At 55.1% G+C, this 21,280-nt stretch carries 13 protein-coding genes; 4 read left to right on the forward strand and 9 right to left on the reverse strand.

Annotated features, from left to right (window positions below; translation table 11 throughout):
• Window positions 1-115 precede the first annotated feature (115 nt).
• Entirely contained in the window at window positions 116-5,896 is a 5,781-nt protein-coding gene (locus KKW20_RS14130) for a peptidoglycan-binding protein (protein WP_214568551.1), read from the reverse strand.
• 313 nt (window positions 5,897-6,209) lie between these two features.
• Between KKW20_RS14130 and KKW20_RS14135 the strand changes: the two genes are divergently transcribed.
• Window positions 6,210-7,289 (forward strand): helix-turn-helix transcriptional regulator, encoded by a 1,080-nt coding sequence (locus tag KKW20_RS14135; protein ID WP_214568552.1) that lies wholly within the window; start codon window positions 6,210-6,212, stop codon window positions 7,287-7,289.
• Window positions 7,290-7,693: 404 nt separating this feature from the next.
• Here KKW20_RS14135 and gyrB read toward each other — a convergent pair whose 3' ends face one another.
• Window positions 7,694-10,111 carry a DNA topoisomerase (ATP-hydrolyzing) subunit B gene (gyrB, locus tag KKW20_RS14140; RefSeq protein ID WP_214568553.1) on the reverse strand — a complete coding sequence of 806 codons (2,418 nt, stop codon included), beginning with the start codon at window positions 10,109-10,111 and terminating at the stop codon, window positions 7,694-7,696.
• Window positions 10,112-10,314: 203 nt separating this feature from the next.
• Complete coding sequence (locus KKW20_RS14145) at window positions 10,315-10,731, reverse strand: VOC family protein (protein WP_214568554.1); 417 nt, start codon at window positions 10,729-10,731, stop codon at window positions 10,315-10,317.
• Window positions 10,732-10,899: 168 nt separating this feature from the next.
• Here KKW20_RS14145 and KKW20_RS14150 point away from each other — a divergent pair, with 168 nt between their 5' ends.
• Window positions 10,900-12,270 carry a S41 family peptidase gene (locus KKW20_RS14150; RefSeq protein WP_214568555.1) on the forward strand — a complete coding sequence of 457 codons (1,371 nt, stop codon included), beginning with the start codon at window positions 10,900-10,902 and terminating at the stop codon, window positions 12,268-12,270.
• Here KKW20_RS14150 and recF read toward each other — a convergent pair.
• The 6 genes from recF to mutM all read right to left on the reverse strand — a co-directional run bounded on the left by recF (window position 12,267) and on the right by mutM (window position 18,895).
• Window positions 12,267-13,379 carry a DNA replication/repair protein RecF gene (recF, locus tag KKW20_RS14155; RefSeq protein WP_214568556.1) on the reverse strand — a complete coding sequence of 371 codons (1,113 nt, stop codon included), beginning with the start codon at window positions 13,377-13,379 and terminating at the stop codon, window positions 12,267-12,269. The genes KKW20_RS14150 and recF overlap by 4 nt on opposite strands.
• 64 nt (window positions 13,380-13,443) lie before the next feature.
• Window positions 13,444-14,562: a DNA polymerase III subunit beta gene (gene dnaN / locus KKW20_RS14160; protein ID WP_214568557.1), complete on the reverse strand. Its 1,119-nt coding sequence runs from the start codon at window positions 14,560-14,562 to the stop codon at window positions 13,444-13,446.
• Between the two features lie 147 nt (window positions 14,563-14,709).
• Window positions 14,710-16,077, reverse strand: coding sequence for a chromosomal replication initiator protein DnaA (gene dnaA, locus KKW20_RS14165; RefSeq protein WP_214568558.1), 1,368 nt, complete (start codon window positions 16,075-16,077; stop codon window positions 14,710-14,712).
• 687 nt (window positions 16,078-16,764) lie between these two features.
• Window positions 16,765-17,028 (reverse strand): 30S ribosomal protein S20, encoded by a 264-nt coding sequence (gene rpsT, locus KKW20_RS14170; RefSeq protein ID WP_214568559.1) that lies wholly within the window; start codon window positions 17,026-17,028, stop codon window positions 16,765-16,767.
• 169 nt (window positions 17,029-17,197) lie between these two features.
• Window positions 17,198-17,974 (reverse strand): enoyl-CoA hydratase, encoded by a 777-nt coding sequence (locus tag KKW20_RS14175; RefSeq protein ID WP_214568560.1) that lies wholly within the window; start codon window positions 17,972-17,974, stop codon window positions 17,198-17,200.
• A 69-nt stretch (window positions 17,975-18,043) separates the two neighbouring features.
• Window positions 18,044-18,895, reverse strand: a complete 852-nt coding sequence (gene mutM / locus KKW20_RS14180; protein WP_214568561.1) for a bifunctional DNA-formamidopyrimidine glycosylase/DNA-(apurinic or apyrimidinic site) lyase — start codon at window positions 18,893-18,895, stop codon at window positions 18,044-18,046.
• Window positions 18,896-18,977: 82 nt separating this feature from the next.
• Between mutM and ubiE the strand changes: the two genes are divergently transcribed.
• Window positions 18,978-19,730 carry a bifunctional demethylmenaquinone methyltransferase/2-methoxy-6-polyprenyl-1,4-benzoquinol methylase UbiE gene (gene ubiE, locus KKW20_RS14185; protein WP_214568562.1) on the forward strand — a complete coding sequence of 251 codons (753 nt, stop codon included), beginning with the start codon at window positions 18,978-18,980 and terminating at the stop codon, window positions 19,728-19,730.
• Between the two features lies 1 nt (window position 19,731).
• Window positions 19,732-21,261: a 2-polyprenylphenol 6-hydroxylase gene (gene ubiB, locus KKW20_RS14190; protein WP_214568563.1), complete on the forward strand. Its 1,530-nt coding sequence runs from the start codon at window positions 19,732-19,734 to the stop codon at window positions 21,259-21,261.
• Window positions 21,262-21,280: the final 19 nt, after the last annotated feature.

The following is a 21,280-nucleotide window of genomic DNA, read 5'->3' on the forward strand; positions in this document are numbered from 1 at the left end:
GTAATCTCTTTGGGTTCTATCGTGCCAACCAAGCTGGCTCGTATTTGATGAACCACGCTTGGTTGTTATGCGAATTCGCCCGTTTGATATCAGATATCATTCCTGTAAATTACTGTTATTTAAGGCATATTCCATTTATCCTTAGGCGACATTTTGCGGCGTCACCGCTGTGCTCCGAAGGGGATGCCGCGTCAGTACCAGGGACGCTTGGTTTGGGCCGTGGGGCGATCTTGATCGTCAGGCATTTTCCACCAACCATCGGCAATCCGTTACGGCAACGACATTGGGTCGGGGACACTTTTTTCGCATTTTTCTGGTCACGGCAGACACATTGATTGCCGCGCAAACGGGTCGATGCTTTTTCACACGCCAAACCTGCCGCGTCAGGCACAGGTTTAGGTGTTGGGACCGCCTCAGCGACACAGCCTTTGCCTTTGACCAACCGAAAGCCCCGACCACATTGGCAGGAGGTCGCACTGCGGCGCTCCATATGATCAAAACGGCAGGCGCATTTGCCGTCAGACTTCACCGTGGTCGAAAGATTGCACTGCAATGGCGGAGCAGGCATTGGCGGCAGTGGCGCAGACACACAGCTTTGTGTGCCGGCGATCTGCAAGGGCAATCCGAGGGCTGCAAACAAACGATCATCAAAATCTGTGCTGCGTGGCAACCCAAGTGAAGCTTGCAGCTGAGCCAAGGCCGCGAAGGTTTTCTTGCCCGGTTTACCATCCACCGGACCCGCATTCAGCCCGCGAGCATTCATGATTTGCTGAATGGCGGCCACACGTTGGGTGCGATCCGCGGGGATGCCCACCGCCGCACAGTTTTCAACTGTTCCACCCTTGCGCAACCCTTTCACACCCATCCTTAGGTCCAGATGTGTGCTTGCCCCGGCGGCCAAGGTCAGCAAAGGGTGGCTGCAAGAAATACTGTCACGCACGGGTCGGGCACAGGCCCAGCCCCCTTGAGATAACAACGCGGCGGATTTCACACCAGGTTTGCCAACCGTATCGGTAATGGTGAGCGGACCTGAATAGGGCGCACCGCCGGTGTTGGTGACTGAAAGCCGGAAGCCACAGTCATAGGACTGGCTGGCCCGGTTGGGTTCACATGGTCCGGTTTGCTCTTTGTGGATGCTCAAAACCGATGGTTGGATTGTTGGCTGAACCACGGTCTCCTGCCCAAACGGAGCATGATCTTCGTCATCCCCCATGTAAACACTGGCCGCTTTTGGCATCGATTGGATCTCGGCCATCAGCGCTTCTTTTTGTGGTTGCGTCATTCCCTTTCGCTCGGGGCAATACGCTCGTGCGATTGCCTCAAAGGCCGGAATAATCTGGGAAGATTCTGAAATGTGAACAACGTCGGTCACTTGCGGATCGAAGGCAACATTTCCACCTGCGGTGACTTGGTTTGGCCCAAGAAGCGTGGACAAGCCGGTGGCAACAGACGTGTATCCAAGCGCGATTCCGACAACCCGGCTGCCTTGGTTGCGCAAAGCATTCAGCGCAGGCACCGCCGCATTTATGTTTTGTACTGCGTTGCCCGCGAAAGGCTTGCCCGGAACGCCATCAGAGATGAACAAGACCAACGGTTTATCTGCGATGCCGGAAACGACGCTGTTTGTCGCAGACATGCCAACCTGCCAATCTTCGTTCCCCCATGCGGTGATGCCACCAATAGCGGCCTCTAAGCTGGGCGATGGAAGTACCGCTGATGGCCCTCCGATGACATTTGCCGATTGATTGAAAATAATCGCACCCGATTTTGAACCGCCGCCTTCAAAGATGCGCAGCGCAGCAATGAGGGCCTGTTTGGTCAACGGCAAGCGGTTGTGCAGGTTCATTGATCCAGAGCGATCAACTAGAAACAGCGTATCAAAACCACATCCACTGGTGGCGACAGGTGGAACACCTGTATCGATGATCGGGTCCACCTCAATAACACCCGTCCCAGGCGTCGGTGTCAAAGGTGGGGTAACGGTTCCGGTCAGAGGACCCGCACCACCCACAGATGCAATTGGGAAAGTCACAGGAACACAAGATTTACCATTACCACCCACGGGTCCATGTAAGCCCAGTGCAGCAACATCGACGAACGCACAGTTTTGGGCTTGTGCCCCCCCCAACGGACGTCCGGCTGGCCCTTGATAGCTGCCGGTAAACGGAATGGTCAGAACACCACCCGGCGCGGCATTGATATCATCAGTGGTGATATCGCAGGCACTGGATGTTCCGCCGTTCATTTGACCACCACCACAGGCGTTTGTCGGGCCCATAACCTGGCCATAAAACGCGGTTTGAGTGGCAGATGACATCAGCTCGTCCGTGACGCGAACCTGTTGCCCAGCAGGCAGGTTTTGCCCCGTTATGGTCAAGGTACACGCAACGGTCCATTGGCCCGGTGTCGATTGCTGAGCGGGCGAACACGTCTTTACCAGATCGATGCTTGGATCTTTGGGATTTGGGGTTGGGGCGATTTCAAAACAGTCGCTCGCGACTGGTGCTGGCAGCCCTGCTGCCGTTGGCGCACCCACTGAAATTTCGACACAATTTTCGGCCCCAAATGTGTCCATCGTGCTGTTCATCATAAGATCAACGGTCAGGCTGGATGTGCCGGAGGCTGGGAACTGATTGCCCTGAATGCCACAATACGGCGTGTTGCCCTGACCGACCGGTCCATATGGGGGGGATGCACAATCCCAGGGGTCAGCCGACGTAATATTTTGGATCGAAGCAGCGCCAGGGTTTTGGCCGAAATGCAGATCCTCTGTCACCCACAATGGGCCCGTGAATGGCACGCCATTTGTGGTCACGATCAGGGTGCATTGATACGCTTGGAACCAAGTGTTTGGCCCCATGACGATGCGTTCCCCGGTCGCTTTGCAGGATTTTTCGACGTCGAAGGTGGTCGAAGGATCAGGCTCGTCAATGATCACACAATCTGCGGATCCAACGACCTGATCGCCGATCCTCACCTGAGCGCAGTTCTTGAAATCATCTTTGCCCAAAACGGCCGTGGGGATCGACAGAAAGGCGTCAATCCGGTGGCCCGTATTGCCGTTGAAATCAGCCGCAGAAATCGTACAGCTCGCACCAGTTGTATAAGGTGCTTGGCCACAATCCCACCCATTCGGCAGTGTCGGTGTGCCTTGCAAATTCACGATGTATTGTGCGGCAGATGCGCCGGACGAGGTCGAGAAAAGCTCATCAAAAGTAAGCGCGCTGGAAATTGGCGTTCCACCTGTCTGGGTGATGTAGATCGAACAGGCATACAGCGCATTTCCCCCATCTACGCCCGCGAGGCGGCAGCCCTTTTTCAGCGAAAACTGCGGGTCGCTATCGGGTTTCCATGTGGTGCTTTCGCAGTTGCCCTTCACTTCATGTGGCGTCCCAGTTGCGGGCGTATAAACCCCGTCGACACAGTTGCGCCACGCGATGGGCTCATCGCCCGTTTCGGCGAACAGATGAAAACCAATGGTCTCGGACCCGCTCGGATCGAAATCATTGCCTGCGATTGAGCAATCGGTCACCGAGGTCGGCACATTCGGCGTACAGCTCCATGCATTGCCCTGCTGCAAGATGTCGACAATCGCGGCGTTGCTGCTGCCCGTCACCGCAGAGGCATCTTCGGTGAAGGTGAAAACACCGCTAAACGGCACGGGGGAGGCGGTCACCGTAATTTTACAATCCCAGCCCAGACCGCGGACACCGTCACGTTCTTCTTCAAAGCTGCGGCCACAGGATTTCTTGATCGAAATTTCTTTAAGTTGAGGATCAGTTGAGACCTCTGGCTTGATCACCGTGTCCACGCAATGCGCGTCGCTGGGAAACGTTCCCGCCGCTGTTTGAGCCGCACCTGTGGCGCAGTTTGTCCATTCGATGGGTTGGTCCGGGTCGATCACTTCTGTGAAAAGCTGATAGGATACAACATGCGGGGCCGTCATGGTTGAACCATCAAGTTGGCATTGCAGGTGGTCAGTCGTCAGCCCCGTACAGTTCGGCTCTGATGCGCTGACAAATTGCGCTGTGCCGATGGAAATGTTTGAGGCGTCATCGTCAAAGGTGAAGGTTCCCGAAAATGGCGTCGGGGTGACGATGATTTCAGCGCGACAATCCCAAGTATAGCCTTGTGCGCCCTGATGCGTTGCCGGTGCTGGCGCATTACAGGTTTTCTGAACCTCGACGCTTTCGATCTTGGGTTGCTCTATCACCTTTGGCAGGTCCAGGATCACGCAATTGTCGGGCAGCCCGGCCGCTGAGCTTGATTGTGGGCTGCGCATCGGGGGCTGGCTGCTGCGCAGCCCAATGGCATCAATATAGGACGTGGGCAGGATGTCTGTCATCGGGCAGTTGGCGACCTGACCGCTTGATTGATCGGTGGTAAACTGGAAGCTTACGTTCAGGGTTGAGCTGCCGCCAGCCGCGAACATGTCGGTTGCTGAAAGCTCGCACAGGCCGGTGGAACCCGGCGCATTTAGATTGGCGTCGGCACAATTCCAAGGCTCATTTGAGGTGACATTCATCATCGCGCCAGAAATCGTCGCCGTCATCGGAGGTAATGCGCCAAAGCCGTCGCCCACCATTAGGATGCTATCGGTGGTCAAGTCCGTGCCGGTGACCTCGATCTGGCAATTCAAAGTCATCGGTCCAGAGGTCACAGGCGCAATTGGGCTACATGTTTTCACGACCGAGGAACGCGGGATCCATTGCGCTGATACGCAGTTTCCAGCAATGGGGGTGACGTTGCCTGCGCCATCGTCATAAGCCCCTTCAACACAGTTTTGCATCGGATATGTGTCTTGCAAGTCTGTCGCGGTCACGAAGATTGAATAGGACAGCGTCTCTGTGCCGCTCGTGTCAAAATTCGCTCCAATGATCGTGCAACTTGCCCCTAGAGAGCAATCGAAACTGCCCGTTGCAGAACCCGAAGAGACCACTTCGCTCGCAGTTGTTGAGGTCGGCGTATACAGATCTGTGACCGTTAAAGATCCGCCAAAAGGCGCGATCGGAACCGTGACATCGACAGTGCATTCCCACATCTGGCCAACTTGTCCGTTATGGATCGATGATGTGGTTGGGACACATGACTTTGTCAGGTCGACGTCTTGCGGATCAAGATCGGGGACTGACGGCACGGGGGGCGGATTTGGTGTGCCTGCAGGGATGGTCGGGCAATAGCTGTTGTCGACGTAATGGGCGAAAGCGTCATCGAGAATATAGCCCGGTCGGGCGATGTAGGCCCACGCATATTGCTCCGTCGCCTCAACCGCATAGTATTTTTTCAGTGGGGTCCACTGCTCAGCCACAAATTGGCCACCCGTGTTCCCGATGGTCGAGATGTTGTCCATCGCATAGGTCGGATCCGGATTGGTCGACAGGCCACCATAGAACGGATTAATTGACCCAAACCGAAACAAGTCGCCAGAGGCACTCGTACCAGCGGTCACTCCGCCAAACGCAATGCAGCCCGTGTAAGGCGCGGTGATGCGCTGCCCAACGACACTCCAGAAGTGTTTCGTATTGAGCCGAATGTAATGCCCATCTTGCGCGGCGCCAGCAAAGGTCACATCCGATTCAGGAAGGTTCCAAGGTGTGATCTGTCCAAACGGGCTATTGTACAAGGTGACAGGTTGGCCACCGGGGCCATCGACCTTCACCACCGAAAGTTCACGGTAGTTGGTCGTGCTTTGCGATGTTGGGTTTGGGTTTTCATGCGCGCGCATCCACCCTGTTAAAGTAACCCCGACATTGTCGCCATAGTTGGGCGCCGTAACCGCCTCGAAGTCGCCATTGATCAACAGATTTTGCGAAACCACCGCTGTGGGTGCAACTGCACTGATGCAAAAAGCGTATACAAGTCGGCGCAAATAGGCCGCAGAAAAACGTCGAAGCATTGAAAGGTCCTATCTAGCCAACAGCCATCCCCCCGCGCGGAGGGATCGTACGAATGTATGTTGGTAAAAAATGAGCGTGAACTACCATATGGGTATTGATGGCAAAGTTACGGTCACATTCTTCAGCGGAAATGACCACACATCCTACTTGTTCTTTAAGCGTCTGTGCTGCTACGCTCAAAATTCAGTGTAACCCCCTATTGGAAAACAGCTATTTTCCCGAATTTCACCCAGCCCCTTTCCCCGACGTCAAAGGTCGCCTGACGAGCCGAAGAAATGTCGTACTGCGCGCGAAAACAGGACACAGACAGCCATGATCTCAGACCCAAATAATTGCATAAGCGAACTGAAGGCCACATTGGAATTGGCCACAACCGACGCCCAACAATGGGACGCCGCCTGCGATATTGTGGTCGAGTTGTTTGGCGCAACCGGCGCGTTGCTGCCCTCTTCCAATCCACATTTTCGCGGGATTTGGGTGTCTGGAACCAAGAATATGAAGGCAGCGATGGCTGAATATGTTTCGGATCGCTGGAACCTAAAGGATCCGCGCGAAGGCTTGACACAGATGATGTTTGATCAAGGCTATGCCACCGATGATCAAATTTTTCCTGACCGCGAAGCAAGGTCGAAATTACCCTTCTATCGCGACTTTCTCCTTCCCTTGAACTTCGGAAACGTCTGCCTCATTCGCATTCTCACGCCAAACGGGTATTGGCCGTTGACCCTGCATTTTGGAAATGATCACCCCCCGTTGTCGGCGCAGGATATTGAGCTGATCAAAACCATTCAGCCCATGTTTGAACATGCGGCCAAACGTGCGGCCGAGGTTGCACATCAGCGTATTTTTGACTTCGCACAGTTTTTCCGGGGCACAGATTCCGAGGTTCTGTTGTTTGATGCTGATGGGAATCAATGCTTTAGCGTCGATGCCGCCGGGCGCACACAGCCCAATCGTAAACTTGCAACATTGATGCCACAAGAAATTGGCGAAAGCCTTAAAACCGAGTTTAAAGACGTGTTGACCAGTGATCCAGGCATGTCACTGAGCAAAGCGTATCAGTTCCAGGAAGGCACCAAATCAATCAACGTTTTGGTCATTCAAATTCCGCCAACGCTGCGCCACTTTTTCATGCAGTTCAAAGCCTGCGCCATCCGCACAGAATGCAGCGCCACACTGGCAATCAAGCAACGCGAATTGCGCGAAACATACGGCCTGTCGGAAAAGGAAATCAGTACAGTTGCGTTATTGGCCGAAGGGAAAACACCCGATATGATTGCCAACCTTCTAAGCGTGAAACCAGCCAGCGTGCGCCAGAGATTAAAGCTTGTCTTTCAAAAAACACAGGTGAGCAGCCAAATCGAATTGGTCGCGTTATATGGACGTCTTTAATGTTGGCCGCGAGAAATTAATTGGCGTTGGTTCTTCCAGCGCATTTGCGCATGAAAAAGGTTTTCCGTCGGTTCCCTTAAAACGCCCAAACCCAGTCATTTCGCAACACAAACGCCCCACCACAGCATCACAGACGATCGTGATCATATCTTCAGATGAAGACGGCCTGCGCGCGGGCTGTTTGATGTCTTTGGCGATGCTCTCGTCAGGGCGCTTGGGTGTCTTTTTCATCACCACTCCTCAGGGGGAACGACACGCCCGAAACCCTCTCTTCTCAAACATCGCTATTTGGACCCAAGGGTGCCGACGGCAGACACTTGCCATAAGCACCGAACCGAAGGCTTATGGGGCATTGGCGAAACAGTATGGGCAGCGCGAAGCGCTATGCGCCGCCCTATAACAGTTCAGAAATCGAGGTTTTCGACCGACAACGCGTTTTGCTGGATAAATTCGCGACGCGGCTCCACCACATCGCCCATCAACTTGGTAAAGATGTCATCCGCATCGGCCAGATCACCCACCTTCACCTGAAGCAGGGTGCGGGCTTCGTGGTCCAGCGTGGTTTCCCACAGCTGATCGGGGTTCATTTCACCTAAGCCTTTGTATCGCTGCAAGGTCAGCCCTTTTTCACCCTCGGCCAAAATGGCACGCAACAGATCAATAGGGCCCTGCACCAGCAGCTCGCGTTCCTTGCGGTTCAGCTTGGCTGAGTCTTTGTAAATGTCGCGGGTCTCCATCGACACCTCAGACAACCGCCGTGCCTCACCAGATCGAAGCACAGCACCATCCAAGGTGCGGATTTCTTCCACACCGCGCAACACACGCGCCAAACGGATGCCGTGATCTTGGGTGATCCGCCCCTGCCAACCTTGTTCGTATTCGACAGCGACCTGATCCAAACGCTTGGCCACATCATCTGCAACACGCTGCAAATCAGCATCAGCACGGCCAGGATCAAATGCACCGGCAAGGGCGGCTTGTTCCAGAATATTGCGCGGGTAATGCGTTGGAAACGCGTCTAGAATCCGCTTAAAGTTACGAGCAGCCTCGACAACACGGGCCAAATCCGCCCCGGCGATTTCTTCCCCAGAAGGCAGGCGCAAAACAGCGCCATCGATCCCTTGCGCAATCAAGTATTCCTCAAGCGCATTTTGGTCTTTCACGTAAACTTCCGACTTGCCACGCGCCACTTTGTAAAGCGGCGGCTGCGCGATATAAAGGTATCCGCCTTCGATCAATTCCGGCATTTGACGGAAGAAGAAGGTCAGCAAAAGGGTGCGAATATGCGCACCATCCACATCTGCATCGGTCATGATAATGACCTTGTGATAGCGCAGTTTCGAGATGTCGAACTCATCCCGACCAATCCCTGTGCCCAGCGCGGTGATCAACGTGCCGATCTCTTGGCTGCCCAACATCCGGTCAAATCGCGCGCGCTCGACGTTCAGAATTTTCCCTCGTAATGGCAACACAGCCTGATCGTGGCGCGAACGCCCTTGTTTGGCCGATCCCCCAGCGGAGTCACCCTCCACCAGAAAGAGTTCGCGTTTCGCCGGGTCTTTTTCCTGACAATCCGCCAGCTTTCCGGGCAATGACGCCACATCAAGCGAGGATTTTTTCCGGGTCATTTCGCGCGCTTTACGCGCCGCTTCACGGGCCAATGCGGCCTCGATAATCTTACCGATGATCATCCGCGCGACCTGCGGATTTTCCTCAAACCACTCTTGCAGCTTTTCGTTCATCAACCCTTCGACAGCAGGGCGCACTTCTGAGGACACCAGCTTATCTTTGGTTTGTGAGCTGAACTTTGGATCCGGCACTTTGACCGACAACACGCAGGTCAGACCTTCGCGCGCATCATCCCCGGTAAAGTTCACCTTTTCCTTTTTCGCCATCCCGGTTGAGTTGGCGTAAAGGTTCATGGTTCGTGTCAGCGCGCCGCGGAAACCGGCGATATGCGTGCCCCCGTCGCGCTGTGGGATGTTGTTGGTGAAGGGCAGCACATTTTCATGATAGCCATCATTCCACCACATCCCGACCTCGATACTGATGCCATCCTTTTCACCGGTGACGAAAATCGGCTCTTCCATCAAAGATGTCTTGGAGCGGTCGAGGTATTTGACAAATTCCTTCACGCCGCCTTCGTAATGCAGATCAGTGACGAGTTTTTCCGCGGGGCGTTCATCGGTCAGAATGATCCGCACGCCAGAGTTCAGAAAACTCAGCTCGCGCAGGCGGTTTTCCAGCGTCTTGAACACATAATCCAGGTTCGAGAAGGTGTCGGTTGAGGCCAGAAACCGCACTTCGGTTCCCGTGCGATCGCCACATTCTCCGACAACCCGCAAATGCTCAGCGGTCTCACCGCGTTCAAACTTGGCGTAATGTTCTTTCCCATTTCGCCAGATGCGCAATTCAAGCCAATCAGACAGCGCATTCACCACCGAAACACCCACACCGTGCAAACCGCCCGAAACCTTATAGGAGTTCGAGTCAAATTTGCCGCCCGCATGCAGCTGGGTCATGATCACTTCGGCCGCCGAAACGCCCTCTTCCGAGTGAATGTCCACCGGAATACCGCGCCCGTTGTCCGAGACGGAAACCGAATTATCCGCATGAATGGTCACGTTCACAGCGTCGGCATGTCCGGCCAAGGCTTCGTCAATGCCGTTGTCCACCACCTCATAGACCATGTGATGCAGCCCAGACCCATCATCGGTGTCCCCAATATACATGCCGGGGCGCTTGCGTACCGCCTCCAACCCCTTGAGAACTTTGATAGAATCTGCGCCGTATTCGGCATTATTTTGCGCGTCGTCAGCCATGCGGGACTTCCTATTATTACATCAGGAAAATATAGGCGGTTTGGTGGGGAATGTCACCCGCTAGGCACAAGATTTGGGGCCAAAGTTTGCCTATATGAAAAAGATCACAACCCCTAAGAAAACAAGCAAAAAAACCGCAGACTTATTCAACGGCCAATGGCCTTGGCCGAAGACATACAGCCCCAGCTCTGTCATCGTGATGCTCATTTCAGCTGACCATCCTGATCCAATTCCCAAAATGGGTTAAAGGCAAATTCCCAAAGATGCCCGTCGGGATCTGCGACATAGCCCGAATAACCGCCCCAATCCGTTTTTGTTGGGCGCGTTACAGCGCTCGCCCCTGCCTGAAGCGCACGATCAAACGCGGCGTCGACCTCTGCCTCGGACGCAAAGTTCTGTGCCAATGTCATCGCGCCCGTTTTCAGGTCCGCCTTGTCACGACCCGTTTCCTTGGCCAGCCCCTCGAGCGAAAAGAACCCCAGCTTCATTCCATTCATCGCATAAAACGCAACCTCCGGCAGGACCGCTTCCGGCACCCAGCCGATCGCATCGTAATACGCACAGGCCCGCGCTAGATCTTCAACACCCAACGTAATCAATGTCACACGATTTACATTCACAGTCGCTATCCTTTGTTTCGGTGAAGCGTTTCAACATGAACTGGACACGCTTTCATTCGCAGAGTGTCAGAAGTCTTTCGCTTCGGCAATCATTCCCCCCACACGCGCCTTGAACGTCGCAGGCAATACCCCATCTACTTACGATTATTCGTTCAGAAAGAGATTTTTATGACCCGCCAAGCCCCCAAGCCGTCCGCCCTGAAACGCATCGTACTTGGGGGTGTTCTGGGTGTTGCCATTGCCGGTGGGCTCATATGGGTTGGCGCAAGGTTCGACCAGGACACAAGACAGATTTGGCGCACAGACGGATATGGAATGATCTTTGATCTGACCGGCCCAATGGCGACGGTTTACGAACAATCCGGCCCCTACTGCCTTCAAACCATGCGCTTTCCCGCCTTAAAACCAGTTCTGCGCTATGGAAAGGGCGGAACAATTACAACAAGCAAAGATCAACTCCGCCTTGATGTTGCCGGCGATTACGGCCCCATCCGGGCCTCTGTCATCGACAGTTTGCCAACCGCCTGCACATCCCCAACCGCGCGTGACCCAGAAACGGTATTTGAGATGATCTGGCACGCCATGAACGAGCATTACGCATTTTTCGACCTCTACGACGTGGACTGGCAGGACCGTTACGCCACATACCGTCCACAAGTGACAGCCGCTACAACCGATGATGCCCTCTTTTCGGTTGTCACCGAGATGCTGACAGGACTTGAAGATGGGCACCTCTTCCTCAACACGCAAGGCGGCCGCTTTTCACCTGAAATCTCCCCCGAATGGATAAAAGACAAACCCGCGATCAAGGCGGTTTTGGGCCAAATGGAATTGACCGATGTTGACGGGGCTGGGCTGTCTTATGGCTGGTTGCCGGATCAGGTCGGTTACATTCGGTTGAAGAACATGACCATCAAAAGCCTGTCACCGATCCACGCCGCAGGCAAAGCGGAACAAGCGATGTCAAAGGTGTTGGCGGCTCTTGAAGGCGCACAAGGAATTGTCTTGGATAACCGCTGGAATCCGGGCGGATCCGACGACATTTCGCTGGCTTACGCGGGCTTCTTTGCCGCCGAAACGCGCCCCGCATTTTCCAAAGAAACGCGCATCGGAGATCACATTGGCGGCCCCACTGGGGGGCACACTGGGGATCACTCCCAAGATCGCTATGGCCCCCGCACCAATGTCTCGCTGATGCCCTCAATTACACCGGGGTTTACCGGCCCCGTTGTCCTGCTGAACAGTGGATTTACCGCAAGTGCTGCTGAAATCTTCACCATGGCCATGCAAGACATGCCGAACGTCACCGTGATGGGGGAGGCGACCTCTGGCGCGCATTCCGACATTTTGGATCGGGCCCTGCCAAACGGCTGGTCCCTTGGTCTTTCACACCAACGGTATTACGCAGCCGATGGGAAAATCTACGAAAGCGTCGGCCTTTCCCCTGACCTGCCACGCGCCTTTGATCGGGATGGTTTCACCAAGGGCGTGGACACTCTCTTGAACGAAGCCCAGGCATTGCTCTCGCCAAAAAGCTAGGCCCCCTCGACCATGATCTCTGACCCATGCTCGCTGTCTTCAACGCGGTAAAACTGTGCGCGGCCCTGAAGGGTATCAAACAACTCAGGACCCGTGCCAGTCATGAACGCCTGCGCCCCAAGGGCGCAAATCTCATCATAAAGGGCGGCGCGACGGCCCGCATCCAAATGGGCAGCGACCTCGTCCAAAAGCAAAATCGGCGGGGCGCCAAAATCCTGCGACAGCGCACGCGCATTGGCGAGGATCAGCGACACCAATAACGCCTTTTGCTCTCCGGTTGAACAATCGCGCGCTGCCATTCCTTTGGTGGCATAAACCGCCGAAAGATCCGCACGATGCGGCCCGACCAAAGTCCGCCCTGCCATCAAATCGCGCGGGCGACTCTCAGAAAAAGCGGTCGCCAGATCCTCCACGCCTTCGGGCATTTCGGCGTCATCGGCATGGGTCAGCTTCAACTCCGCAACAGGAAAGCTGGTCTCAGCTGCATTTTGTGCAGCCACCAAAAGCCGCAATGCAGCACAACGGTTTGCGTGGATGTCAGCCCCCGAACGCGCCATCTGCGCCTCAAGTGCGGCGTACCAATGGGCATCCCGTTGGCCGTCTTTCAACAAACGGTTTCGTTCACGCATCGCTTTTTCATAAGAAAGAACCGCGTCCGCATGCGAAGGGGTGAAGCTCATCGTCATGCGATCCAAAAACCGCCGCCGCCCTTCGGCACCGTCAACCCAAAGCCGATCCATGACCGGCACCAGCCAAACAATCCGGGCAATACGGCCAAGCGCCACTTGTGCTGCCGTCTTGTCGTCAATCCGCACCTGCCGACCAGAGCTTTTTTCGACCCAGGTTTCAATCTCGTGCATCTGACCAAGGCTCTGCAAAACAGCAGAGATTTTCCACCCGAGCGCCTCAGGCCGGCGGATCATTTCATCCACAGTGGCCCGGCGCAATCCGCGCCCTGGCGACAGTAGCGACACCGCCTCAAGCACATTGGTTTTGCCTGCACCATTGTCCCCATAAATCGCAACGGGGCGCCCATCCAACGACAGACGCGCCGACTTATGGCTGCGAAAGTGACTAAGTGTTAGGGCATTAAGAGCAAGCGACGTCATGTCCCTTTTCCTCTTTCCCTAAATATCCTCGCCGAAGGCAAAAAATCCGATGCGTAAACCTGCGTCAAACGCGCATCGGCATGACGACGTAAACGGCGCTGGTGTCATTGCCCTCACGCATCAAGGCCGGGTCGCCAGACGCATTGAACATGAACACGGCGTTCTCACGGTCCACTTGGCTGGCAATTTCCAGCAAGTATTTGGCGTTAAATCCAATTTCCAGACGCTCGTCACCATAAGCCACGGCCAGTTCTTCTTCGGCGGCACCCGCATCAGGGGCGTTGACCGACAGAACCAAACGGTCTTCGTCAAGCTGCAGTTTCACGGCGCGTGACCGCTCAGACGACACGGTGGCCACACGGTCAACCGCTTGGGCAAAAGCGCTGGCATCCACTTCCATTTTGCGGGTGTTTCCGGTGGGGATCACGCGGGTATAATCAGGGAATGTCCCGTCGATGACCTTTGAGGTCAACGTGATCGCTGGGGTCGCAAAGCGTACTTTGGTCTCGGACACAGACACCGCGATAATCGCGTCATCATCATCCAACAATTTGCGCAGCTCACCCACGGTTTTACGCGGAACAATCACGCCCGGCATCTCTTCGGCACCCATTGGCAGATCCGCATCAATGCGCGCCAGACGGTGACCATCGGTTGCCACACAACGCAGCACTTTGCCGCCCTCGGCATCCGACACATGCATGTAGACACCGTTCAGATAATACCGCGTTTCCTCGGTGGAAATTGCGAATTTCGACTTGTCAAAAAGACGACGTAGCACCGGCGCTGGGGCCGAGAAGTTCGCCGAATATTCCGACGTCGCCATAACAGGAAAATCTTCTTTCGGCAGGGTCGCAAGCGAGAAGTTTGAACGGCCAGCTTCAACGGTCAAACGCCCGGTCGCCCCATCATCAGTCAGTTGCACAAGGGCGCCATCAGGCAGTTTGCGCACAATCTCATGCAATGTCACGGCGGCCACTGTGGTCGAGCCAGCGCGTTCGACCATTGCAGGTGTTTTATCCACCACTTCGATATCCAAATCGGTGGCGCGGAACGACACATCGCTGCCTTCGGCCTCGATCAGCACATTCGCAAGGATCGGGATCGTGTTGCGACGTTCTACAACTGATTGTGCTTGGGCCACGGCCTTCAAAAGCGCGCCGCGTTCAATGCTGATCTTCATATCCCACTCCTGACGAAGTTAGGGGCTGAAAGCCGCTGCTCTCGCCCCGTAATTGTTCTTTTGCTGGAATGTCCTATGCCTTGGCGGGCGGGTCAAGGCCTAAGGGGCCCAAACCCACCCTTTGCAGGGCGACTGTGCTATGATCGCTTACGCTTCGAGCGAGCGACGCAAAAGTTCGAGGTCCTCGGCGATTTGATCGTCGACGCCTTTCAGCTCATCAATGCGCTTTACGCCATGCATAACCGTTGTGTGGTCACGTCCGCCAAAACGGCGGCCGATTTCCGGCAGGCTGCGCGAGGTCATGTGTTTGGCAAGATACATCGCCACCTGACGTGGACGCGCAATGGTGCGGACCCGTTTGGGGCCAATCAGATCGGACAGGCGAATGTTGTAATGCTCGGACACTTTGCGCTGAATTTCCTCAACCGTAACCTTACGATCAGAGGCCCGCAGGATGTCCCCAAGACAATCTTGTGCCAATTCCAACGTGATTTCACGCCCAACAAGGGACGCAAACGCAAAGAGCCGCATCAACGCCCCTTCGAGCACACGGACGTTGGTCGAAATCCGGCGCGCAAGGAATTCCAACACGCCGTCAGAGATCTTCAAACCAGCGTATTGCTTGCGATAAGTCGCAACTTTTGTCTGCAGAACGCCCAAGCGCAATTCGTAATCGGTGGGGTGCAGATCCACGACCAGACCACATTGCAAACGACTTTTGATCCGCTCTTCCAGATCCTTAATCTCACCCGGCGCACGGTCGGCAGAGATGATGATCTGTTTGTTTTGATCCACCAACGCATTGAACGTGTGGAAAAACTCTTCCTGGGTGCTGTCTTTACCGGCAATGAATTGCACATCATCCACCATCAGAACGTCAACCGAGCGAAAGAGCTGTTTGAAATCCATCATCTGCTTTTCACGCAAGGCTTTCACAAAGCGGTACATGAATTGCTCGGCCGACAGATACACAACGCGCAGCTCGGGTTGGCGCAGCTTCATCTCATGCGCAATGGCATGCATCAGGTGTGTTTTGCCCAAGCCAACACCGCCATACAAAAACAGCGGATTGAAGGTGACCGGGCCGCCTTCGGCCACGCGGCGAGCGGCGGCATGGGCCAATTCGTTCGGTTTCCCGACCACAAAGCTGTCAAAGGTAAACCGTGCATCCAATGGTGCGCCAGGCAGGTCATCTTTCGGCGCAGATGCCGCTTGTGCCACAGGCGCGTTTGCCGAGGGCCCCCCATCATTGGCTGGCTTGCGCGGCGCAACTTTTTGCGGAACCGCAAACACCAAACGCGAAACAGCAACCCCTGCCCCAACCAGTTGGCTTAGGATTTTGTCGCCAAAATTGCGTTCAACCCAATTCCCCATGAAGTTGGTCGGCACCAAGAAGGTCGCAACGCCACCGTCCAGCTCAGCAAATTCCAGAGGTTCGATCCAATTGGTATAATTGTTCTGCCCCACTGCTTTTTGCAGCGTTGAGCGAACCTGTCCCCATTCCTCATTCGTCATGTCACATCGACCCATTCTTATTTTTCAAGACCGTCTACAAGCAGTCCGTTGGCCACATTGTCACTCTCGGTTGGCATTGCGCCAAAATCACGCAATCCACTACCTACAGGTTGCCCCAATCAAACCCGTTAGCTCACCGACCGTTGCCCGATTATGGTTGCTCAACAAATTCCGTTGGCGCCCCTCAGCACCAAAGCATTTGAAGGTCGGCCCATGCGGACCAACGCGTACAACCCCGTAAGGGCATATCAGAGACATGACAAAACCGCATTCGCGCCGCCGAAAAAGCTGCGTGAATTAGACAGTTAGGCAACGCGGCACATGACCCCCTAACAGACAGAAGGTTGGCGTCGCGATCGCGAGGAGGAAATAAGCCCCACCCGTGCAATAAGGAATAAGCCTTTGTTATAAAGAGGCTTTTACCCAAAATTCATCATTGTCCCAAGTCAGCGAAGTGAATCGCTGGGGGCAAGCTAGCAAGGCCGCAGCGGGGCGCGCAACTGATCTTCGCGCTTGACTCTGACTTTCGTAAAACGAATCCCGGGTCGGTTGCACAAATGCGATTTTTACGTCCTGAAAAATGCAAATGAGCGCGCCACTTGGCACGCTCATTAAATGTCTGGCACCGAATCTCTATGCAAAAGGCGGTGCAAAAATGTCGCGTTTCAGCCGAAGCTTCGCTGCAACTTAACCCAGGGCTTTTACGCGCTTGGACAGGCGCGAAATTTTGCGTGCCACTGTGTTTTTGTGCAGAATGCCTTTGGTCACACCGCGCATCAGTTCAGGCTGAGCCGCTTTCAGTGCAGCCGCCGCAGCAGCTTGATCGCCACCCGCAATTGCTTCTTCAACGGTACGCAGGAAGGTGCGGATGCGCGAACGACGGGCTTTGTTGACTGCAAAGCGGCGCTCGTTCTGGCGGGCGCGTTTTTTAGCTTGGGGCGAATTTGCCATGTGTCTGATCCCTCTTTCGGGTGTATGTTTCGTTACTGCCACCATGTGGCTTGCGCATCAGCACCCGACCGAGTTTAGAATCGGTTGATTCTGGCCAAAGCGGGCCTCACACGCATGTATGCGGCTCCCTTTAGGGTATTTACACCCGAAAGGGAACCGAAAAATCGGCTTACTTGTCGCGGAACTGCGGTTCGCGTTTCTCGACAAAGGCGGCCATGCCTTCTTTTTGATCTTCCGACGCGAAAAGCGAATGGAACATGCGGCGTTCAAACAAGATACCTTCGCTCAGCGGCAATTGCTCTGCACGGTTCACCGATTCCTTGATCGCCATCACCGTGATCATCGATTTCTCGGCAATCTTGGTGGCAGCCCCCATGGCTTCTTTCATCAGCTCTTTGGCTGGAACAACGCGGCTGACAAGCCCCGAGCGTTCTGCCTCATCGGCGTCCATGAACCGACCGGTCAGGTTCATATCCATGGATTTTGCGCGACCGACCAGTTTGGTCAAACGCTGCGTGCCACCCATGCCCGCCATCACACCAAGGTTCACCTCGGGTTGGCCAAACTTGGCGGTGTCAGACGCGATGATAAAGTCGCACATCATCGCCAATTCACAGCCCCCGCCCAGCGCATAACCGGACACGGCCGCGATGATGGGTTTGCGAATGCGCATAATGGCGGCTTCTTCTTGGGTGAACAGATCCCCCGCAAAGACATCTACAAAGCTTTGCTCTGCCATCATCTTAATATCCGCGCCGGCGGCAAATGCCTTTTCCGACCCGGTGACAACGATGCAGCGCACCTTGTCGTTTTTCTGTGCCTCGGCCAATGCCGCGCCCAATTCTGCCAACAGCTCCAGGTTCAATGCATTAAGCGCATCTGGACGGTGCAATTTGATCAGAGTGACGTGATCTTCGGTCTCAACAATAATATTTTTATAGGCCATGGTTCCCCTGCCTTTAGTCCCTTGAGTGGTCGGGGGCGATTCCTAAGCCCGTCGGGGGCGCCAATCAAGCTATCTTTGACATTGCGTACAATAGAAAGATGAGCGTCCCCCCTGTACGATTCGCGAAATTTTCCCTTTGCAATCAGGGGTGACGCAAGGTTCTTTTTCCCGTCCATAGACCCGGAAACTATGTTGAAAATATCCTAAGTCTCCGTCGGCTTGGCGGTAATCTTTCAATGAAGACCCCCCACTTTCGATCGCATCAGACAAAACATCGCGAATAATTGGGACCAAACCGGCGATCCGTTTGGCGGAAATTTGCCCCGATTTGCGTGCCGGGTGGATGCCGGCCCGAAACAGAACCTCGCAGACATAGATGTTGCCCAGCCCTGCGATGATCCCCTGATCCAAAAGCGCCGTCTTGATCGCCGTGCCTTTGCCCGCCAACCGCCCAACCAAATACTCCTCGTTGAAATCATTGCCTAGAGGTTCAGGCCCCAACACGCGGATAAACTTGTGACCCGCCAAATCCTTCGTCGTACAAAGATCCATCGCCCCAAAACGGCGCGGGTCGTTGAAGGTCACCCGCGCCCCATTGTCCATATCAAACACCACATGATCGTGTTTTTCTGGCGCAGGATGTTCATGGTGAAACTTCCCCAACTGATGCCCCGAAATCAGCATCCGACCCGACATGCCCAGATGCACAATCAAGGTTTCATCCGTATTCAGATCCATTAACAAGTATTTCGAGCGCCGCCCTAAGCGCAAAACCTGCGCCCCGGTCAGCCGATCCGCCATGTGATCCGGAAAGGGCCAGCGCAACCCCTCGCGCCGCACATCCGCCTGCGTGATCACAGCGCCCTCCATCACCGGGGCTAATCCGCGGCGAACCGTCTCAACTTCGGGCAATTCGGGCATGTTATTCGCGTCTCCATTGTGTGTGCCTTCTGCACGGGATAAGAGAGGACATCTTATAATAATAGCAAGTCCCCGGTCCCACATGAACACTTCTGACGATAAAACCACCCATTTCGGGTTCAAGACCGTGAACGAAACCGACAAGGCCGGCATGGTCCATGGCGTTTTCACAAATGTGGCCTCGAAATATGACGTGATGAACGACGTCATGTCCGTGGGCATCCATCGTCTTTGGAAAGACGCGATGATGGATTGGTTGGCCCCGCGCGCAGGTCAGCGGCTGTTGGATGTCGCGGGCGGCACCGGCGACATTTCGTTCCGTTTTCTGAAGCGCGCGGATCAAACCAATGCGGTTGTGCTTGATATGACGGAATCGATGCTAATCGAGGGCCGCCAGCGCGCCGAAGCCGGCAATATGGCCGAGCGCTTGGACTGGGTTGTCGGCGACGCCATGGCGCTTCCGTTTGAGGATAATAGCTTTGATCGCTACACGATCAGCTTTGGTATTCGCAACGTGACGCGCATCCCAGACGCGTTGAAAGAAGCGTACCGCGTGCTGAAACCCGGCGGTCGCTTGATGGTGCTGGAGTTCAGCCAACTGCCAAATGCAGGCATGCAAAAGCTTTATGATCTTTATTCCTTTAACGTGATTCCGCGCATGGGGAAACTGATTGCAGACGATTATGACAGCTATCAGTATCTAGTTGAAAGTATTCGTAAATTCCCCGATCAAGAAACCTTTAAGGGAATGATCAAAGAGGCCGGTTTTGACAACGTCAAATACCGCAATCTTACCATGGGCGTTGCCGCCCTTCATTCCGGGTGGAAAATCTAAGATGCGCGGCCCTCATAACATTTGGCGCCTGATCCGCACCGGCGCCACCTTCCAACGCACCGGCGCCATGGGTGTCGTTCTTGATGCGATGAGCGCCCCACCGGCGCTGCGGGTCGCCGCCCGCGTTATTGGCTTTCCCTTTGCATGGCTTGGCAAAAAGGGCGACACAAACCTGCCGCCTGTGACCCGCGCGATCACCGCGCTTGGCCCGGCCTACATCAAATTTGGCCAGATCCTTTCGACCCGTCCCGATGTGGTGGGAGACGAGCTGTCTGAGCAGCTAAAATACCTGCAAGACAAACTGCCTCCGTTTCCCTCAACCATCGCCCGTAAGATGATCGAGGATGAGTTGGGGATCGAGATCAGCAACGTGTTTTCCGAGTTCTCAGAACCCGTCGCGGCCGCCTCCATCGCACAGGTCCACCGCGCACGTTTGGCCAACACCGGCGAAGAAGTTGCGGTAAAAGTCCTGCGCCCCGGCATTCACCGCGCCTTTCGCACCGACATTGACGCCTTTCACTTCTCTGCCCGCGTGATCGAATGGCTCTTGCCGTCCACCCGCCGCCTGCGCCCCACCGATGTGGTCGAACATTTCGAAGGCGTGGTCATGGGCGAGCTGGATCTGCGGCTTGAAAGCGCATCTGCCAGCGAGTTTGCCGAGAACACAGAAAAAGACGCAGGCTTTGTTGTCCCTGCCATCAACTGGGGCCTGACCGGCCGTTCGGTGATGACCTTGGGCTGGGGCGAAGGCTTTGCCGCCAATGATCTGGACGCGATCCGCGCCTCGGGGCTCGATATGGACGCCCTTGGCGAACGAGTCCTGCAACTGTTCCTCAGCCATGCGCTGCGGGATGGTCTGTTTCATGGCGACATGCACCAAGGCAATTTGAAATTTGCCCCCAACGGCGACATCATTGCCATCGATTTTGGCATCATGGGCCGCATCGACGAATACACCCGTCGGGTCTATGCCGAAATCCTATATGGTTTCATCACCCGCAATTATCGCCGCATTGCCGAGGTGCATTTTGAGGCCGGATATGTGCCTGCCGACCGTGATGTAGAAGAATTTGCATTGGCGCTTCGTGCCGTGGGGGAACCCATCGCCGGCATGGATGCCACACAAATTTCGATGGCACGACTTTTGTCGTACCTCTTTGAAGTCACCGAACGTTTTGGTATGGAAACCCGCACCGAATTGATCCTTTTACAGCGCACAATGGTGGTTGTTGAAGGCGTCGCCCGGTCGCTGAATCCCAACATCAACATCTGGCAATCCGCACGCCCCGTGGTCGAAGGATACATCAAGGATTCGATTGGTCCCAAAGCCTTGACCCGCGATCTTTTGCGCACAGCGCGCGTCCTTGCGCGCTTTGGTCCACGCCTTCCAGAACTGGCAGAGGCCGCTTTGATCCGCCAAAGCACCCCATTGCAGGACCATGACCGGGCGCGGCCTGGACACGCGATTAGGTATGTTGCTCTTGGTGGAGGGTTGGCGATGGCCGCGGTATGGGTGTCATCGCTGATCTAAGCTGTTCGGCTTTGCTTGG

The organism is Aliiroseovarius lamellibrachiae, assembly GCF_018599245.1.
GTDB lineage: Bacteria > Pseudomonadota > Alphaproteobacteria > Rhodobacterales > Rhodobacteraceae > Aliiroseovarius > Aliiroseovarius lamellibrachiae.

What these genes read in the sequence shown, in the direction of transcription:
- KKW20_RS14135 (WP_214568552.1), top strand. Translation starts at nt 6,210, where the DNA reads ATGATCTCAGACCCAAATAATTGCATAAGCGAACTGAAGGCCACATTG.
- dnaN (WP_214568557.1), bottom strand. Translation starts at nt 14,562, where the DNA reads ATGAAGATCAGCATTGAACGCGGCGCGCTTTTGAAGGCCGTGGCCCAA.
- recF (WP_214568556.1), bottom strand. Translation starts at nt 13,379, where the DNA reads ATGACGTCGCTTGCTCTTAATGCCCTAACACTTAGTCACTTTCGCAGC.
- dnaA (WP_214568558.1), bottom strand. Translation starts at nt 16,077, where the DNA reads ATGACGAATGAGGAATGGGGACAGGTTCGCTCAACGCTGCAAAAAGCA.
- gyrB (WP_214568553.1), bottom strand. Translation starts at nt 10,111, where the DNA reads ATGGCTGACGACGCGCAAAATAATGCCGAATACGGCGCAGATTCTATC.
- mutM (WP_214568561.1), bottom strand. Translation starts at nt 18,895, where the DNA reads ATGCCCGAATTGCCCGAAGTTGAGACGGTTCGCCGCGGATTAGCCCCG.
- rpsT (WP_214568559.1), bottom strand. Translation starts at nt 17,028, where the DNA reads ATGGCAAATTCGCCCCAAGCTAAAAAACGCGCCCGCCAGAACGAGCGC.
- KKW20_RS14175 (WP_214568560.1), bottom strand. Translation starts at nt 17,974, where the DNA reads ATGGCCTATAAAAATATTATTGTTGAGACCGAAGATCACGTCACTCTG.
- ubiE (WP_214568562.1), top strand. Translation starts at nt 18,978, where the DNA reads ATGAACACTTCTGACGATAAAACCACCCATTTCGGGTTCAAGACCGTG.
- KKW20_RS14130 (WP_214568551.1), bottom strand. Translation starts at nt 5,896, where the DNA reads ATGCTTCGACGTTTTTCTGCGGCCTATTTGCGCCGACTTGTATACGCT.
- ubiB (WP_214568563.1), top strand. Translation starts at nt 19,732, where the DNA reads ATGCGCGGCCCTCATAACATTTGGCGCCTGATCCGCACCGGCGCCACC.
- KKW20_RS14150 (WP_214568555.1), top strand. Translation starts at nt 10,900, where the DNA reads ATGACCCGCCAAGCCCCCAAGCCGTCCGCCCTGAAACGCATCGTACTT.